Below are 16,408 nucleotides of genomic sequence, written 5' to 3'. Positions count from 1 at the left end.
TCCACGCTAGCGAACGCCTCCGACATCGCCGCCGCCGCCCCGCCGCCCGGTGTTCCCGTCCGGTTCACCTCCGCGGCCCCGCCGCGTCGAGAGGCGCTCCTACGTTTCCGGAGGCGACCCGCCGGGTCCGCCCACCCGACTCCTGGAGGACCCTTGAAGATCCAGCGCTTCCCGCGCGCCGGCGCGCTCGCCGCCGCGACCGCCGCCCTCGCCCTCACCCTGACCGCCTGCTCCGGCGACGCCGGCGCCTCCTCCGACGGGTCGTCGTCCGCGGACGCCTCGACCGCGACCTCCGCCGCCGACCTCGGCGGTCTCGACGCCCTGATCGAGGCCGCGAAGGCCGAGGGCCAGCTGAACGTCATCGCGCTGCCCGACAACTGGGCCAACTACGGCGAGCTCATCCAGGGCTTCGAGGACGAGTACGGCATCACCGTGAACTCGGCCGACCCGGACGTCTCGTCGGCCGAGGAGATCAGCACGGCGGAGAACCTCGCCGGACAGGACACCGCGCCCGACGTCTTCGACCTCGGTGCCGCCGTCGCCCTCGCCAACACCGACCTCTTCGCGCCGTACCAGGTCGAGACCTGGGACGACATCCCGGCCGACAACAAGGAGGAGACCGGCCTCTGGGTGAACGACTACACGGGCCTGATGTCGATCGGCTACGACTCCGAGGCCGTGCCGGCGCCCGGATCGCTCGACGACCTGCTCGGCGCCGACTACCGCGGCTCCGTCGCGATCAACGGCGACCCCACGCAGGCGGGAGCAGCGGCCGCGGCAGTGCAGCTCGCCGCCGTCCAGTCCGGCGGCTCGGCCGACGACGTCCAGCCGGGCATCGACTTCTTCGAGAAGCTCAACGACGCCGGCAACTTCCTGCCGCTGGACCCGACCGACGCGACCATCGCCTCCGGAGAGACCCCGGTCGTCTTCGACTGGAGCTACAACAACCTCGCCGCCGCGAAGGCGAACGAGGGCACCCGCGAGTGGACCACCACGGTCCTCCCCGGCACCGCCGTCGGCAGCTACTACAACCAGGCGATCAACGCCGACGCGCCGCACCCGGCCGCCGCGCGCCTCTGGCAGGAGTACCTGTACTCGGACGCCGCGCAGAACCTCTACCTCGCGGCCGGTGCCTACCCGGTGCGCCTGGCGGCGATGGTCGACGCCGGCACGGTCGACCAGGAGGCGCTCGACGCCGTCGGTGCCGCCCCGGCCGACCTCGTCCAGTTCACCTCCGAGCAGACCGAGGCCGCCTCGGCCCTGCTGGCCGAGAAGTGGGCCGCGGCGATCCAGTGACCTCCGCCTCCCTCCGCGCCGTCTCCGGGGCCGCTGCGCCCCGGAGGCGGCGCGGCCTCCCCGAGACTCTCGGGGTCGCGCCGTTCGCGGTCTACGTCCTGCTGTTCCTCGCGGTCCCGACGGTCCTCGCGGTCGGCACCGGCTTCGTGGACGGCGACGGCCGGCCGACGCTCGCGAACGTCGCGGCCCTCGGTGATCCCGTCGTCCTGTCGGCCTTCGGCGCGTCGCTCGGCCTCTCGGCGCTCACCGCCGTGGTCGGCGCAGTCCTCGGCGCGGTCGTCTGCCTCGCCCTGCTCGGCGCCGATCCGCGGGGTCCGCTCCGCACGGTCGTCGATGCGGCGGCCAGCGTCCTCGCGCAGTTCGGAGGCGTCATGCTCGCCTTCGCGTTCATCGCGACCATCGGCGTCCAGGGTCTCGTCACGACCCTCCTCGCCGGAGCCGGCGTGGACCTCTACGCCGACGGCGTCTGGCTCTACCAGATGCCCGGCCTCGTGCTGCCCTACCTGTACTTCCAGGTGCCGCTGATGGTCCTGACGTTCCTGCCCGCGCTCGAGGGGCTCCGGCCCGAGTGGGCCGAGGCGAACGCGGTCCTCGGCGGAGGCGCGCTGAGCTACTGGTGGCGCGTGGCGGTCCCCGTCCTCGCCCCCTCCTTCCTCGGCTCGATGCTGCTGCTGTTCGCCAACGCGTTCTCGTCGTTCGCGACCGCCGCCGCGCTGATCAGCCAGGGCGCGCAGATCGTGCCGCTCCAGATCCGCGCCGCCCTCGTCAGCGAGACCGTCCTCGGCCGCGAGAACCTGGCCGGAGCGCTCGCCCTGGGGATGCTCGTGGTGATGATCGTCCTGATGTCCGGGTACGCGCTGCTCCAGCGCCGGGCGCGCAGGTGGCAGCGGTGACGCGGCGCCTCCTGTCCCGCACGGTCCTCGTCGTGACCGGGATCGTCTTCGCGGTCCCCCTGATCGCGATGGCCGAGTTCACCCTCCGCGGTGCCGGCGGCTACGACCTCTCGCACTGGACGGCGATCCTGGACCCCGAGAACGAGCGGGGCTACCGCTCCCTCTTCCAGGGGATCGGCAACTCGCTGATCCTCGCCGTCGTCACCGCGCTGATCGTGCTCGTCCTGCTGGTGCCGACGATGCTCCTGGTCGAGATCCGCCTCCCGCGCCTGCGACGCGCGCTGGAGCTGGTCTGCCTGCTCCCGCTCACGGTCCCCGCGATCGTGCTCGTCGTGGGGCTCGCCCCGGTCTACTCCGTGGTCACCCGGCTGGTCGGCTCCGCCCCGTGGACCCTGGCCCTCGCCTACGGCGTGCTCGTGCTGCCCTACGCGTACCGCGCCGTCGCGGCGGATCTCGCGGGGCTCGACGCCATCACCCTCTCGGAGGCGGCCCGCTCGCTCGGCGCCGGCTGGTTCGCGGTGCTGACGCGGGTGCTGCTCCCGAACCTGCGCCGGGGACTCGTCGCCGCCGCGCTGATCACCGTCGCGGTGGTGCTCGGCGAGTACACGATCGCCTCCCTCCTCAGCCGCACGACCCTGCAGACCGGCCTCGTGCAGGTCTCGAAGTCCGACGCCTACGTCGCCGTGATCTTCTCGCTCCTCTCCCTCCTCTTCGCGTTCGCGCTTCTGCTCGGGATCGGCCGCCTCGCGCGGATCGGCCTGCCGCTCGGCGACCGCGCCCCGTCGAAAGGCACCTCGTGACCACCTCCGCTCCCGGAGCGCGCGTGCGCTTCGTCGACGTCGCCCGGCACTACGGCGCGGCCCGCGCCCTCGACGGGGTCTCGTTCGACGTCGCCCCGGGCGAGTTCATCGCGCTGCTCGGGCCGTCCGGCTGCGGCAAGACCACGGCGCTCCGCGCGCTGAGCGGGCTCGAGCGCATCGACTCCGGTCGCATCCTGGTCGACGAGGACGACGTCGCCGATGTGCCGGTCGCGCGCCGCGACATGGGGATGGTCTTCCAGTCGTACTCGCTGTTCCCGCACCTCCGGGCGCGCGAGAACGTCGAGTTCGGCCTGCGCACCCGCGGGGTCGCCGCCCGCGAGCGGCGCGTCCTCGCCCAGGAGTCGCTCGACCTGGTCGGGCTCGGCGCCCTCGGCGACCGCTACGCGCACCAGCTCTCGGGCGGTCAGCAGCAGCGCGTCGCGCTCGCCAGGGCGCTCGTGACGCGGCCGAGGGTGCTCCTGCTCGACGAACCGCTGTCGGCGCTCGACGCCAAGGTCCGCGTGCAGCTGCGCGACGAGATCCGCCGCATCCAGACCGAGATCGGCATCACCACCTTCTTCGTCACCCACGATCAGGAGGAGGCCCTCGCCGTCGCCGACCGGGTCGCCGTCATGAACGCCGGGCGGATCGAGCAGCTCGGCGCTCCGGAGGATCTCTACGCGCGCCCCGCGACGCCGTTCGTCGCCCACTTCGTCGGGCTCTCGAACGCGGTCGCGGGGACGGTGACCGGGGGAGCGGTCGCCGTGCTCGGATCGCGCCTGCCGCTGGTCGACCCCGGCGTCGCCGACGGTGCGGTGTCGGCGTTCCTGCGGCCCGAGGACATCGACATCGTGGCCGACGGTGCCCCCGGAGCGCTGCCTGCGGTCGTCGTCGCGTCCAGCTTCCTCGGACCGGTCCGGCGCTCGACGGTGCGGACCGAGCAGGGGGAGGAGCTCGTCGTCCAGCACGCGGCCGGTCAGCGGCTCGAGGCCGGCGAGCGCGTCGGCCTCGTGCTGGCGCTGCGCCCTGTCGCCGTCCGCGCAGCGTCGTGAGAGCCGCCGATTCCGCGTGCGGAATGCACCGGGGCATAGTCTGAGCAGATGAGAATCGGCCGGTCCCGCCGCACCTCCGGCTCGCGCGTCACGCGCGATGCGCCGCGTGCCGTCGAGGCCCGCCCCGCGTCCTCTCCCGCCGCGTCCGACGGCGTCTTCGTCTCCGACGGCATGAGGATCGCGGGGGCCTGGTCCTGGCGCGTCCTCGTCGTGGTCGCGGCGCTCGCCGTCTTCGCGCTGCTGGTGATCGAGCTCCGGCTCATCGTCATCCCGCTGCTGCTCGCGACGGTGATCGCGGCGCTGCTCGTCCCGTTCTCGAACTTCCTCCAGCGGCACCACTGGCCCAAGTGGGCGGCGATCGTGCTGTCCGAGCTCGGGATCATCGTGGTGATCGGCGGGCTGCTCTTCCTCGTCGTCACGCAGGTCTACGCGGGGTTCGACGATCTCAGCCGGCAGACGGTCCAGTCGTACGACGACCTCAAGTCGTGGCTGCTCGCCTCCCCCCTGCACCTGACCGAGAGCGACATCAACCAGTACGCGCAGCAGGCGCTCACGGCCCTGCAGCAGGACTCGGGCGTCCTCGTCAGCGGGGCGCTCAGCGTCGGCTCGACGGTCGGCCACGTGCTCACCGGCGTGCTGCTGACGCTGTTCTCGACGCTGTTCATCCTGATCGACGGTCCCAACATCTGGAGCTGGGTCGTCCGCCTCTTCCCGCGCAGGGCCCGCCCCGCGGTCGACGGCGCCGGTCGCGCGGGCTGGATCACGCTCACGAACTTCGTGAAGGTGCAGATCCTCGTCGCCTTCGTCGACGCGGTGGGCATCGGTCTCGGCTCGTTCTTCCTCGGCGTCCCGCTCGCCATTCCGATCGGCGTGCTGGTGTTCCTCGGCTCCTTCGTCCCGGTCATCGGCGCCGTCGTGACGGGCGCGCTGGCCGTGTTCATCGCGCTCGTCTACAACGGGCCGCTGATCGCGCTGATCCTGCTGATCGTCGTGCTCGGCGTGCAGCAGCTCGAGGGCCACATCCTCCAGCCCCTCATCATGGGCTCCGCCGTCAAGGTGCACCCGCTCGCCGTGGTGCTCGCGGTCGCCGGAGGATCGATCGTCGCCGGCATCGCGGGCGCCTTCTTCGCGGTGCCGTTCGTCGCCACCCTGAACGTCATGGTCAAGTACGTCGCGAGCGGTGCCTGGCGCTCGCCGACCCCATCCCCCGAGAGAGCAGCCGCAGAGCATGCAGACTAGCCGCGTCGTCGGTCCCACCCTCCACGAGTTCGAGGCGGCCCGAACCGTCATCGCGCCCGTGATCGCCTCCACCCCGATGGAGACGAGCAACTTCCTCGCCGAGGTCCTCGGCTCGCCGGTGTTCCTCAAGTGCGAGAACCTCCAGCGGACGGGGTCGTACAAGATCCGCGGGGCGGTGTTCCGCCTGTCTCGGTTGTCTCCGGAGGAGCGCGCGCGCGGAGTCGTCGCCGCGTCCGCCGGCAACCACGCCCAGGGCGTCGCCTTCGCCGCGCGCGAGCTCGGCATCAAGGCCACGATCTTCATGCCGATCGGGGTGGCGCTGCCCAAGCTCTCCGCCACCCGCGACTACGGCGCCGAGGTGGTGCTCAGCGGGCACATCTTCAACGAGGCGCTCGCGGCCGCTGCCGAGTTCGCCGAGCGCACCGGGGCGGTGTTCGTGCCGCCCTACGATCATCCCGACGTGATCACGGGCCAGGGGACCCTCGGCCTCGAGATCCTCGAGCAGGCCGAGGGCGTCGAGACGATCGTCGTCCCCATCGGCGGCGGCGGACTCATCGCCGGCGTCGCCTCGGCGGCGAAGCAGAAGGCCGCGCAGGAGGGACGCACCCTCCGCGTCATCGGGGTCCAGGCCGCCAACGCCGCGCCGTACCCGCTCTCGCTCGCGAGCGGCGAGGCCACCGCCATCACGATCACACCGACGATCGCCGACGGCATCGCCGTCGCCAAGCCGGGGCTGCTGAACTTCGAGATCATCCGCGAGCTCGTCGACGAGGTCGTGACGGTCGAGGACGACGACATCGCCCGAGCACTGCTCGTCCTGCTCGAGCGCGCGAAGCTCGTCGTCGAGCCGGCCGGAGCCGTCGGCATCGCCGCGATCCTCACCGGCAAGGTCCGCGACGCGGGCCGCACCGCGGTGATCCTCTCGGGCGGCAACATCGACCCGCTGATGATGGAGCGCATCATCAGCCGCGGCCTCGCCGCCTCCGAGCGGTACCTCAAGATGAGCATCGGCCTGCCCGACCGCCCCGGCCAGCTCGCGCGCATCGCCGAGCTGATCTCGGAGGCGAACGCCAATGTCGTCGAGGTGCTGCACACCCGTCACGGCCGCGGTCTGCAGATCAGCGAGGTCGAGCTCGAGATCAGCGTCGAGACGCGCGGCCCCGAGCACGCCGACCGCGTCCTCCAGGTGCTGACCGAGGCCGGCTACCACCCGAGGCTGTCGGGAGCCTGATCCCGGCGTGCTCGCCCGCCCGCGGGATTGTCGCTGCTCGCTGATCGAGTGTGCGGTCCACGTCTGCCCCAGCGCTCGTCGCAGTGCCCGCTGATCGAGTAGCCCGCGCAGCGGGCGTATCGAGATCCGCCAGCGTCAGAAGGGTCATCGGACCGCCGATCTGCTGGAGCCGGTGGGTCTCGATACGCCGCCTGCGGCGGCTACTCGACCAGCGAGCGGGCGGGACAGGCGCTCCCTGTTCGCGGCCCGGGTGGTCCATCGCGCCCGACGACGACGCCGCGGACGGACCACCAGGACGCGATCAGTGGCCGTTCCAGGTCTCGACGTCGACGACCTTGACCGTGATCTCGCGGCCGGTCGGGGCGGTGAAGCTCGTGGAGTCGCCGACGGCGAGGCCCATGATCGCGGCGCCCAGCGGGCTCTGCGGGCTGTAGACGTCGAGGTCGCTCTCGCCGGCCATCTCGCGGTTGCCGAGGAGGAAGCGCGACTCGTCGCCCGCGATCTCGGCGGTGATGATGGTGCCCGCCTCGACGACTCCGTGGCTCTCGGGCGGCGTGCCGATCTCGGCGTCGCGCAGCAGGGCGGTGAGCTGGCGGATCCGCGCCTCCATCTTCCCCTGCTCGTCCTTGGCGGCGTGGTAGCCGCCGTTCTCCTTCAGATCGCCCTCTTCCCGGGCGACCTCGATCCGCTTCGCGATCTCCTCGCGTCCGGCGGTGGACAGCTCGGTGAGCTCCGCCTGGAGGCGGTCGTACGACTCCTGGGTCATCCAGGTGACCTGAGGCTGGTCTGCCACGGTGGGCTCCTCACATGACGGCCGCGTTCGCGGGGCCGCACGGTACCGCTGAGCGCATCCGCGCCCGGCAGCCGTGTCGACCGATGTTCCGGCGGCGGTGGAAAAGACAAGGCCCCGACGAGTCCGTCAGGGCACCCGGCAACCCTACGGGAGCCAGCAGGACGAGATCAAACCTGTCGTCGCGAGCTCGGTCGTGCGGACGGTCTCGGTGTACGAGCGGAAGCGCTCGGTCGAGGCCGGGTACTCCACGACCAGCCAGCCGACGACGGCCGACTGCTCGTTGAGCGCCTGGACCGCGCAGGCGACCTCGGTGCCGGTCGGAGCGGTCAGATCGAAGGAGACCTCGACGGTGCGGTCGTCGACCACCGTGTGGGCCGTGTCCTGCACATCGACGCCGTCACGCGCTCCGTCGAGCCCCGCCCAGATCACCCAGGCGGCGAAGACGGCGACGAAGGCGAGGGCGACGCCGCCGAAGAGCCAGCGGTTGCCGCGCCGGGTGCGACCGGTGCGTCCGTAGCGGGAGGCGAGCGGTCCTGCTGCGCGGACCTCGTCCGGATCGAGCGTCGCGTCGTCGCTCAGCTCGGCGGTCTCGGACGTGCGGGCGGCCACGGAACTCCCCGGGTGTTGCGTCTACTCTGGACGGATGGCGCGGGCTGCCGCGTCGATCCCATTAAACCCCGAGGAATCGAGCGATCGTGTCCCAGGCCGTCGAGGTCACCGTCGATTCGGAGGTGCGGGACGCTCCGCGCCTCCTCGCCGTTCACGCCCATCCCGACGACGAGTCGAGCAAGGGCGCGGCGACGCTCGCCGCCTACGCCGATCGCGGCGCCGAGGTCATGGTGGTCTCGTGCACGGGAGGCGAGGCCGGCTCGATCCTCAACGAGGCGCTCCCGGCCCGCGCTCACGCGGAGCGCGACATCGGCGGGCTCCGCCGGTACGAGATGGCCGCCGCTCAGGAGGCGCTCGGCATCGAGCACACCTGGCTCGGCTTCGTCGACTCGGGGATGCCCGAGGACGGCGCCGTCGACGCCTCCTCGTTCGCGGGCCTGCCGCTGCGGATCGCCGCCGCGCCGCTCGTGCGCCTCGTCCGCCGCTTCCGCCCGCACGTGATCATCAGCTACGACGAGAACGGCGGCTACCCGCACCCCGATCACATCCGCGCGCACCAGGTCGCCGTCGAGGCGTTCCGGGCCGCCGGCATCGCCGAGGAGTACCCGGATCTGGGCGAGCCGTGGACCGTGTCGAAGCTGTACTACGACCGCGTGTTCAGCAGCCAGAAGCTGCACGCGATCGCCGAGCACCTGCGCTCGCTCGACCCGGAGGATCCGCGGCTCGCGACCTTCGAGGAGATGAAGCGCTGGGGCGACGAGACGCCCTACCTCGCCACGACGCAGATCACGATCTCGGGCTACCACGACCGCCGTGACGCGGCGCTGCGCGCCCACGCCAGCCAGGTCGCTCCCGACAACGCCTTCTTCTTCCTCCCGCACGAGGCGATCGACGCCGCCTGGCCGACCGACGACTTCCAGCTCATCGAGAGCCGCGTCGAGGCGCCGACCCCCGAGACCGATCTGTTCGCGGGAATCGACCTCGGCACGAGCACCGGAGCGAACGCATGATCCCCGCGGCGCTCTCCTCCGGACTCGACGCCGTCGCCTCGGCGCTCGTCAGGGCGTCCGAGGCGACCCCGATGCCGACTCCGGGACCGGAGTTCAACGAGGACACGGTGACGCCGGGCCTCTTCGGCTTCCTCGTGATGTTCGTCATCGCCGGGGCGGCGGTCCTCCTCGCGCTCGACATGGTCCGGCGCGTCCGGCGCACCACGTACCGCGCCCAGGTGGCCGAGCGGCTCGACGCCGAGGAGCGGGACCGCGACGCCTCCGAGCGCTGAGGCTAGCCCGCGTTGTAGGCGGGGTCGAGGCACACGAGCAGCGCTGCCGTCCAGTGGCAGACGAACGCGATCGCCGTGAGCGCGTGGAAGATCTCGTGGAATCCGAAGACCCCGGGGATCGGGTTCGGCTTCTTGATCCCGTAGACGATGGCGCCGACGGTGTAGCAGAGCCCGCCGACCAGCACGAGGACCATCATCGCGGCGCTCGCCTCGAACAGCGGGCCGAGGTACATCACGGCGGCCCAGCCCAGCAGCAGGTAGAGCGGCACGTAGAGCCAGCGCGGTGCCGAGATCCAGAACACGCGGAAGCCGATCCCCAGCAGCGCCCCGGCCCAGACGAGCACCAGCAGGAGCGTGCCCTGCGAGGGCGGAAGGGCCAGCGCCGCCAGCGGAGTGTAGGTGCCCGCGATCAGCAGGAAGATGTTGGCGTGGTCGATCCGCTTCAGGATCACCTTCGTCCGCGGCGCCCAGTCGAACCGGTGGTAGAGCGCGGAGTTGCCGAACAGCAGCAGGGACGTCGTCGTGAAGACGGCGGCGGCCCACTTCGCGGTCGTGCCCTCGGCCACCGTGATCAGCACGACGCCGGCGACGATCGCGAGCGGGAAGAGCCCGGCGTGGATCCAGCCGCGCCAGGTCGGCTTCGCCTCGGAGGCGGTGCCGTGCTCGATCTCGTCCTCGACGAGCGGCAGGTTCGGGAGGTCGGGGCCCGCGGCGTCGTCCCGCGCCACGGCGCGATCGGCGGCGCGCGCCTCCGCCTCGGCGGGTTCGGGGGAGGGGGGCGTCGCGGTCATACGGCACAGGATACGTCGTGCTCCCGGTGGGCCCGCGGTGCCTGAGCGGTCGCCCCCATCGACTACCGTGTCCCTGTGCCGAAGTCGAGACTGCCTGTGGGGAGGGACCTCCTCTACGGCGTCTACAAGAAGCGCCTGCGGTCGAGCTTCGCTCCCGGGTCGCTGCCGAACCACGTCGCGATGATCATCGACGGCAACCGCCGCTGGGCTCGCCAGCGCGCCCTCGAGACGGCCGCGCACGGGCACCGGGCCGGCGCCGCGAAGGTGCACGAGTTCCTGCAGTGGTGCGACGAGCTCGGCATCCGCCACGTCACGCTCTACCTGCTCTCGCAGGACAACCTCGTCGGCCGCGAGACCTCCGAGCTCACCGAGCTGATCGCGATCATCGCCGATCTCGCCGAGGAGGTGTCGCAGCAGCCCGACTGGCGGGTGCAGCACGTCGGCTCCGACGACGGCCTGCCGGCCTCGCTCGTGGCGGCGCTCGACAGCGCGGAGGAGCGCACCGCCACGCACACCGGGCTGCACGTCAACCTCGCCGTCGGCTACGGCGGTCGGCACGAGATCGCCCAGGCCGTGCGGAGCATCCTCGACGAGCACGGCAAGCGCGGCTCGTCGATCGAGGACGTCGCCGGCCTGCTGACCCCGGAGCTGATCGGCGAGCACCTGTACACGAGCGGGCAGCCGGATCCGGATCTGGTGATCCGCACCTCCGGCGAGCAGCGCCTCTCGGACTTCATGCTCTGGCAGAGCGCGCACAGCGAGTTCTACTTCATGGAGGCGCTCGGGCCCGACATCCGCGAGGTCGACTTCCTCCGGGCCCTGCGCGACTACGCCGGACGCCACCGCCGCTTCGGCAGCTGATCGACCACACCGGAAGGGCCCGCATGACCGTGCACGATCCCGCACTCGCGGCCTACCTCGACACCTTCGGCGAGGAGACCGGCTACCTCGACTTCGCGCGGGTGGGGCCGATCTCGGCGACCGCCGCGGCCGAGCAGAGCGCCGCCTCCGAGCTGCTCGCCCGGGCGCGGGCCGGGACTCTCGACACGCTGTCCGAGCAGGACGCGCGGGTGCGCGAGGCCGTCGCCGCCCTCCTGCGGTTCCCGGCCGAGCAGGTCGTCTTCCAGCCGAACACCTCGACCGGGCTGATGCACGCGCTGCTCGGAGTGCCGGGGGCGGTCCTGCTGTCGCCGGGCGAGTTCCCGAGCCTGCCGTTCGCCGCGGCGCGCGCAGCCGCACTGCGGGGCGCTGCAGGGCCGGTGTGGCTCGAGGGGACTCCGGGGCACGTGACGCCCGAGGGCGTCCGGGAGCAGCTCGCGCCCGAGGTCGCCGCCGTCGCCCTCAGCCTGGTCGACTCGCGCACCGGTCATGTCGCCGACCTCGAGGGGATCCGCGATGTCATCGGCGACCGCCTCCTGATCGTCGACGCGATCCAGGGCTTCGGAGTCGTCGACGCGGCCTACGAGCTCGCCGACGTCGTCGTCTCGGGCGGCCAGAAGTGGGTGCGCGCCGGCTGGGGGACGGGGTTCCTCGCGCTCGGCGACCGCGCGCTGACCCGCCTCGACCCGGTGCTCTCGGGGTGGACCGGCGCCGATGCTCCTGAGCCGTGGGACGAGGTCACCGCGCCGCGATCGGGTGCGGGCGCGTTCAGCATCACGAACCCCGACCCGATCGCGCAGGCCCGCTTCGCCGCCGCGCTCGAGGACATCGCGGCGGTGGGCGTCCCCGTCGTCGCCGCCCGCGTCGCCGACCGGGTGAGCGCGGTCATCGACCTCGCCGACGAGTTCGGCCTGGCCGTCGTCGGCTCGCGCGACGAGCGCAGTCGCGCCGGCATCGTGGTCGTCGAGCCCGCACCGGAGGAGCTCGCCCCGCTCACGGCGTCGCTCGCGGCGCACGGAGTCACGGCGCGGCTCCGGCCCACGACCGTGCGCTTCAGCGCGCACGCGAGCACCTCCGACGAGACCCTGGCCGTCCTGCGGTCGGCGCTCATCTCGGCGGCGACCGTGGTGGAGTACTGACGGCTCGTCCGCCGACGCCCGTTCACATACTGGTTACACGTTCGTAGCGCAAGAAAGCACACGGCTGTCATTCGCGGGGTTAGGTTCGAGACATCAGGTACAGCGCCTGGTCGAGACGGCCACACAAGTACGGCTCGATATCGCGCAGACCACCGAAGGGAACTGCGCGGTGCACCAGTTGCACCCAAGGGGCCGGCTCGCAGCATGAGTCGGGGGCCCGCGCCCCCGAGTGTGGAGAGTCGACGTGACAGTTCCCCAGGGCATGGATCCGCAGACCGCAGCGCAGGGCGGCCTCCACCGCCGAGCGCAGCGCGACTCCGCGGCTCCGACGGATCAGCTCCAGCGCACCTACGTCCTCGACACGTCGGTGCTGCTGTCCGATCCGTCCTCGATGTTCCGCTTCGCGGAGCACGCCGTCGTGCTGCCGGTCGTGGTGATCAGCGAGCTCGAGGGCAAGCGCAACGATCCCGAGATCGGCTACTTCGCCCGGCAGGCCCTGCGCCACCTCGACGAGCTGCGCATCAAGCACGAGCGGCTCGACTTCCCGATCGCCGTCGGCAACGGCGGAACCCTGCGGGTCGAGCTCAACCACTCGAACATGTCGGTGCTGCCGAGCGGTCTGCAGCTCGGCGACAACGACGCGCGGATCCTCGCCGTCGCGATGAACCTGCAGACCGAGGGCGCCCTCGTGACCGTCGTGTCGAAGGACATGCCGATGCGCGTGAAGGCCGCCTCCATCGGCATCGCTGCCGAGGAGTACCTGGCCGAGCTCGCCCCCGAGTCGGGCTGGACGGGGATGGACGACATCACCCTGGCCGGAGACGCGATGAGCGAGCTCTACGATCGCGAGCGCCTGTTCACCGACGAGGTCGCCGAGATCCCGGTCAACACCGGCCTCGTCGTCCACTCCGACCGCGGCTCGGCGCTCGCCCGCGTGACCGGCAAGCGCCAGATCACGCTGGTCCGCGGCGACCGCGACGTGTTCGGCCTGCACGGGCGCTCGGCGGAGCAGCGGCTCGCGATCGACCTGCTCCTCGACCAGGAGGTGGGCATCGTCTCGCTGGGCGGCCGCGCCGGCACCGGCAAGTCGGCGCTGGCGCTCTGCGCCGGCCTCGAGGCCGTGCTCGAGAAGCGCCAGCACAAGAAGATCATGGTCTTCCGCCCGCTCTACGCGGTCGGCGGCCAGGACCTCGGCTTCCTGCCCGGCGACGCGGCGGAGAAGATGAACCCCTGGGCCCAGGCGGTCTTCGACACCCTCGGGGCCCTCGTCTCGCAGAACGTGCTCGACGAGGTGATCGAGCGCGGGATGCTCGAGGTGCTGCCGCTGACGCACATCCGCGGGCGGTCGCTCCACGACGCGTTCGTGATCGTCGACGAGGCGCAGTCGCTCGAGCGGAACGTGCTCCTCACCGTGCTCTCGCGCGTGGGCCAGAACTCGCGCGTGGTGCTGACGCACGACGTCGCCCAGCGCGACAACCTGCGCGTCGGGCGGCACGACGGCGTCGCCTCCGTCATCGAGACGCTCAAGGGGCACCCGCTCTTCGCGCACGTCACGCTGACGCGGTCGGAGCGCTCGGCGATCGCGGCTCTCGTCACCGAGATGCTGGAGTCGAACGAGCTGGCGTAGGCGTGACGCGCGGGGAGTGATCCGCTCCGGATCCTCCCCGCGGTCCTCCCGAGGTCCCTCGCCCGCTGCGGACGGGACCGTCGGCAGTAGCATCGCCCCATGCGCGGCATCTCCGACGACGTCCTCGAAGGAGCCGGCCGGACCCCCGACGGCCCTGTGTGCTCGGTCTGATGGGGTCTCGCGACGCGGGTCGCCCGGTACCCGGACCCCTCCAGGAGTTCCGGCCGTCCAGGGCCCGGCAGAAGCAGGAGTCGGTGCGTCTGAGGCCGGCCGCGGTGCTCCCCGCCGTGGTCCTCCTGGCAGGTGCGGCGGGGGGCGTCCTGATGGCCGACGACAGACGCGGTGCGCTGTTCGCCTACCTGGGCCTCCTCGGCGTCGCCGCGGTCGTCTCGGCGATCGTCGTCGGTGTCCTCCTGGTCCGGAACCGGCGATTCCACTCCGCAGCGATCCTCCGGATCTCGCCTCAGACCATCGAGTACACGAACGCTCGAGGAGGGGTCACCGCCTTCGACCGCGCCGACCCGTCGTTGAGGGCGCTTCTCGCATGGGTGGCACCCGGTCCGAACAGCGAGGCGGTCCGCCTCCCTCCCTCGCTGATCCTGTTCCTGTCGGATCGGACTCGTTCGATCCGGCTCCGTGGTGCGGAGTGGGAGATCGACGCGCTCGAGGCGGTGGTCGGCGCCGCTGGTCCGCGACTCCCGTCCTCGGCCGGCGGACGCCGCCCCGATCGTCGTCGGCAGGCGACGGGCGCGGAAGCCGCTTCTCCCTCCGTCGCCGACGGGACGACCCCTCCGTGGGAGGTGCTCAGCGCCAGGCAGGTCGACGAGCTGATCCCGGGGACGATGAGCTTCCGCGAGACCCGCCCGACGACGTTCGCGCTGCTCGTCGGGTTCGGGTCGACAGCCCTCCTCCTCGCCGTGGTCATCGGAGTCGCGGTCGTCTCGTCGTCCGCCTGAGCCCGGGGACGCCGCGACGACGGTGGGGCTCCCTCGAGGTGATCGGGTCCGGTGCCCCGGGACTCCGCAGCTCCGTGGTGCCCCGCGCGGCGTACCGTGGGACGGTGAGCATCCTCGATGACGCGCTCCTCGAGCGCTTCCGACTCCGCGCGGCCGACTACGACGAGCGCAACGTCTTCTTCGCCGAGGATCTGGAGGAGCTGCGGGCGATCGGCTACCTGGCGCTGTTCGTGCCGGAGGAGCTCGGCGGCGCGGGACTCGGCCTCGAGCAGGTCGCGGCCGAGCAGACCCGGCTGGCGACCGCTGCGCCGGCGACCGCCCTGGCGATCAACATGCACCTCGTCTGGACGGGCGTGGCGCGCGTCCTGCGCGAGCGGGGCGACGACTCGCTGACGCACGTGCTGCGGGATGCGGCGGACGGGCACGTCTTCGCCTTCGGCAACAGCGAGGCGGGCAACGACCTCGTCCTCTTCGACTCGCTGACGCGGGCCGAGCCGCAGCCCGACGGCTCCCACCGCTTCACCGGCACCAAGATCTTCACCTCGCTCTCGCCGGCCTGGACCCGGTTGGGCGTCTTCGGGCGCGACGACAGCGGGCCCGAGCCGCGCCTCGTGCACGGGTTCATCGATCGCGAGACACCGGGGTCACCCGTCGCGGGTCTCCGGGTCCACGACGACTGGGACACGCTCGGCATGCGCGCCACCCAGAGCCGGACGACGGTGCTGGACGGTGTGGAGGTGCCCGCGGCGCGGATGTTCCGCTCGCTGCCCGTCGGCCCCTCCGCGGACCCGCTCGTCTTCGCGATCTTCGCGAACTTCGAGCTGCTGATCGCCTCCGTGTACCTCGGGATCGCGCAGCGGGCGCTGACGCTCGCGGTGGAGGCGGCGCGACGTCGCACGTCGCTCAAGGCGGGCGGGCGGCCGCTGTCCGAGGATCCGGACATCCGCTGGCGCATCGCCGATGCGGCGATCCTGCTCGACGGACTCGAGGCGCCGCTGCGCTCGGCCGCCGCCGATGTCGACGGGCTCGTCGACCGGGGCGCCCGCTGGTTCCCGTCGCTGGTCGGCGTCAAGATCCGCACCACGGAGGCGGCGCTGCGCATCGTCGAGAGCGCGGTGCGCGCCTCCGGAGGCTCGGCCTACTCGCGCCGCTCGGAGCTGTCGCGGCTCTACCGCGACGTGCTCGCCGGGCTCTTCCACCCCTCCGACGACGAGTCGGCGCACTCGACCTTCGCGAACGCCTGGCTGGGGCCTCTGCCTCCTCGGGACTGAGGCTGTGGACAACTCCGGCGGCGGGCGGCCGGGGCGGTCTAGGGTCGCCGGATGCGACAGGGCGCGGCACTCGATGCGGTCGCCGTCGTGCTCGGCGCGGGTGCCCTGGTCGTTCTCGTCGGGCACCGAGGGGCGGGTGGGGCGGCGCTCGTGATCGCGGTGCTGACGGTGCCGCTCGTGCTCGCGGACGTCCGGAGGCGCCTGCTGCCGAACATGCTCACCGTGCCGATCCTGGTCGTCGGGATCGTGCAGCAGCCCGAGCAGGTGCCCGTCGCCGCGGCGGTGGCGCTGGGGCTCGGTGCGCTGCACCTGGCCGGTGGGCTCGGGATGGGCGACGTCAAGCTCGGAGTCGGGCTGGCCTTCCCGCTCGGCGCGGAGCAGACGATCGCGGGAGCGGGCCTGGCCTTCCTGCTGGCGGGGCTCTGGGCGCTGCCCCTGGTCCTCGCGGGTGATCGCTCCCGGATCGCGTTCGGCCCCTTCCAGCTCGCCGCGTTCTGGATCGTCCTCGCAGCCGGATGAGACTCTGGCCCGTCGGGGCACGCGGTGCTAG

The 16,408-nt window shown here is 72.1% G+C and carries 17 protein-coding genes; 14 read left to right on the top strand and 3 right to left on the bottom strand.

Annotated features, from left to right (window positions below):
* Positions 1 to 159: 159 nt before the first annotated feature.
* From GSU68_RS11815 to ilvA, 6 genes are read left to right on the top strand one after another with little or no spacing between them, the layout of a single operon-like run.
* On the top strand, positions 160 to 1,296 hold the full coding sequence (locus GSU68_RS11815) for an ABC transporter substrate-binding protein (RefSeq protein WP_244259493.1): 1,137 nt from the start codon (positions 160 to 162) through the stop codon (positions 1,294 to 1,296).
* Positions 1,293 to 2,189 (top strand): ABC transporter permease, encoded by an 897-nt coding sequence (locus GSU68_RS11810; protein WP_159908534.1) that lies wholly within the window; start codon positions 1,293 to 1,295, stop codon positions 2,187 to 2,189. The genes GSU68_RS11815 and GSU68_RS11810 overlap by 4 nt, the downstream gene beginning before the upstream one ends.
* Positions 2,186 to 2,989 (top strand): ABC transporter permease subunit, encoded by an 804-nt coding sequence (locus GSU68_RS11805; RefSeq protein WP_244259259.1) that lies wholly within the window; start codon positions 2,186 to 2,188, stop codon positions 2,987 to 2,989. Before GSU68_RS11810 ends, GSU68_RS11805 begins: the two co-directional genes overlap by 4 nt.
* Positions 2,986 to 4,041 carry an ABC transporter ATP-binding protein gene (locus GSU68_RS11800; RefSeq protein ID WP_159908532.1) on the top strand — a complete coding sequence of 352 codons (1,056 nt, stop codon included), beginning with the start codon at positions 2,986 to 2,988 and terminating at the stop codon, positions 4,039 to 4,041. Before GSU68_RS11805 ends, GSU68_RS11800 begins: the two co-directional genes overlap by 4 nt.
* Positions 4,042 to 4,089: 48 nt before the next feature.
* Positions 4,090 to 5,280 carry an AI-2E family transporter gene (locus tag GSU68_RS11795; RefSeq protein ID WP_159908530.1) on the top strand — a complete coding sequence of 397 codons (1,191 nt, stop codon included), beginning with the start codon at positions 4,090 to 4,092 and terminating at the stop codon, positions 5,278 to 5,280.
* Positions 5,270 to 6,511: a threonine ammonia-lyase gene (gene ilvA, locus GSU68_RS11790; protein ID WP_159908528.1), complete on the top strand. Its 1,242-nt coding sequence runs from the start codon at positions 5,270 to 5,272 to the stop codon at positions 6,509 to 6,511. The genes GSU68_RS11795 and ilvA overlap by 11 nt, the downstream gene beginning before the upstream one ends.
* Positions 6,512 to 6,812: 301 nt before the next feature.
* Here ilvA and greA read toward each other — a convergent pair whose 3' ends face one another.
* On the bottom strand, positions 6,813 to 7,304 hold the full coding sequence (gene greA / locus GSU68_RS11785; RefSeq protein ID WP_159908526.1) for a transcription elongation factor GreA: 492 nt from the start codon (positions 7,302 to 7,304) through the stop codon (positions 6,813 to 6,815).
* A gap of 144 nt (positions 7,305 to 7,448) precedes the next feature.
* Positions 7,449 to 7,913 (bottom strand): DUF4307 domain-containing protein, encoded by a 465-nt coding sequence (locus tag GSU68_RS11780; protein ID WP_244259258.1) that lies wholly within the window; start codon positions 7,911 to 7,913, stop codon positions 7,449 to 7,451.
* A gap of 86 nt (positions 7,914 to 7,999) precedes the next feature.
* Between GSU68_RS11780 and mca the strand changes: the two genes are divergently transcribed.
* Complete coding sequence (gene mca, locus GSU68_RS11775) at positions 8,000 to 8,923, top strand: mycothiol conjugate amidase Mca (protein ID WP_244259257.1); 924 nt, start codon at positions 8,000 to 8,002, stop codon at positions 8,921 to 8,923.
* Positions 8,920 to 9,195 carry a hypothetical protein gene (locus GSU68_RS11770; RefSeq protein ID WP_159908524.1) on the top strand — a complete coding sequence of 92 codons (276 nt, stop codon included), beginning with the start codon at positions 8,920 to 8,922 and terminating at the stop codon, positions 9,193 to 9,195. Before mca ends, GSU68_RS11770 begins: the two co-directional genes overlap by 4 nt.
* Before the next feature lie 2 nt (positions 9,196 to 9,197).
* Here the strand turns inward: GSU68_RS11770 and GSU68_RS11765 are convergent, their stop codons facing one another.
* Positions 9,198 to 9,986 carry a hemolysin III family protein gene (locus tag GSU68_RS11765; RefSeq protein WP_159908522.1) on the bottom strand — a complete coding sequence of 263 codons (789 nt, stop codon included), beginning with the start codon at positions 9,984 to 9,986 and terminating at the stop codon, positions 9,198 to 9,200.
* A 96-nt stretch (positions 9,987 to 10,082) separates the two neighbouring features.
* Here GSU68_RS11765 and GSU68_RS11760 point away from each other — a divergent pair, with 96 nt between their 5' ends.
* The 6 genes from GSU68_RS11760 to GSU68_RS11740 all read left to right on the top strand — a co-directional run bounded on the left by GSU68_RS11760 (position 10,083) and on the right by GSU68_RS11740 (position 16,377).
* Entirely contained in the window at positions 10,083 to 10,847 is a 765-nt protein-coding gene (locus GSU68_RS11760; protein WP_279631034.1) for an isoprenyl transferase, read from the top strand.
* Positions 10,848 to 10,870: 23 nt separating this feature from the next.
* Positions 10,871 to 12,004 carry an aminotransferase class V-fold PLP-dependent enzyme gene (locus GSU68_RS11755; RefSeq protein WP_159908518.1) on the top strand — a complete coding sequence of 378 codons (1,134 nt, stop codon included), beginning with the start codon at positions 10,871 to 10,873 and terminating at the stop codon, positions 12,002 to 12,004.
* Positions 12,005 to 12,266: 262 nt separating this feature from the next.
* A complete protein-coding gene (locus GSU68_RS11750) occupies positions 12,267 to 13,631 on the top strand; it encodes a PhoH family protein (protein ID WP_159910267.1) in 1,365 nt (454 codons plus the stop codon).
* A gap of 323 nt (positions 13,632 to 13,954) precedes the next feature.
* The gene (locus GSU68_RS19885) at positions 13,955 to 14,587 is read left to right on the top strand and encodes a hypothetical protein (protein WP_244259256.1); all 633 of its coding nucleotides are present in this window, start codon (positions 13,955 to 13,957) and stop codon (positions 14,585 to 14,587) included.
* 104 nt (positions 14,588 to 14,691) lie between these two features.
* Positions 14,692 to 15,858: an acyl-CoA dehydrogenase family protein gene (locus GSU68_RS11745; RefSeq protein WP_244259255.1), complete on the top strand. Its 1,167-nt coding sequence runs from the start codon at positions 14,692 to 14,694 to the stop codon at positions 15,856 to 15,858.
* 51 nt (positions 15,859 to 15,909) lie between these two features.
* Positions 15,910 to 16,377, top strand: coding sequence for a prepilin peptidase (locus GSU68_RS11740; protein WP_159908514.1), 468 nt, complete (start codon positions 15,910 to 15,912; stop codon positions 16,375 to 16,377).
* Positions 16,378 to 16,408: the final 31 nt, after the last annotated feature.

Source organism: Rathayibacter sp. VKM Ac-2759, from assembly GCF_009834225.1.
GTDB lineage: Bacteria > Actinomycetota > Actinomycetes > Actinomycetales > Microbacteriaceae > Rathayibacter.
Note: the sequence above shows the minus strand (reverse complement) of the source record. Positions and strands in the feature narration are given on the sequence as shown.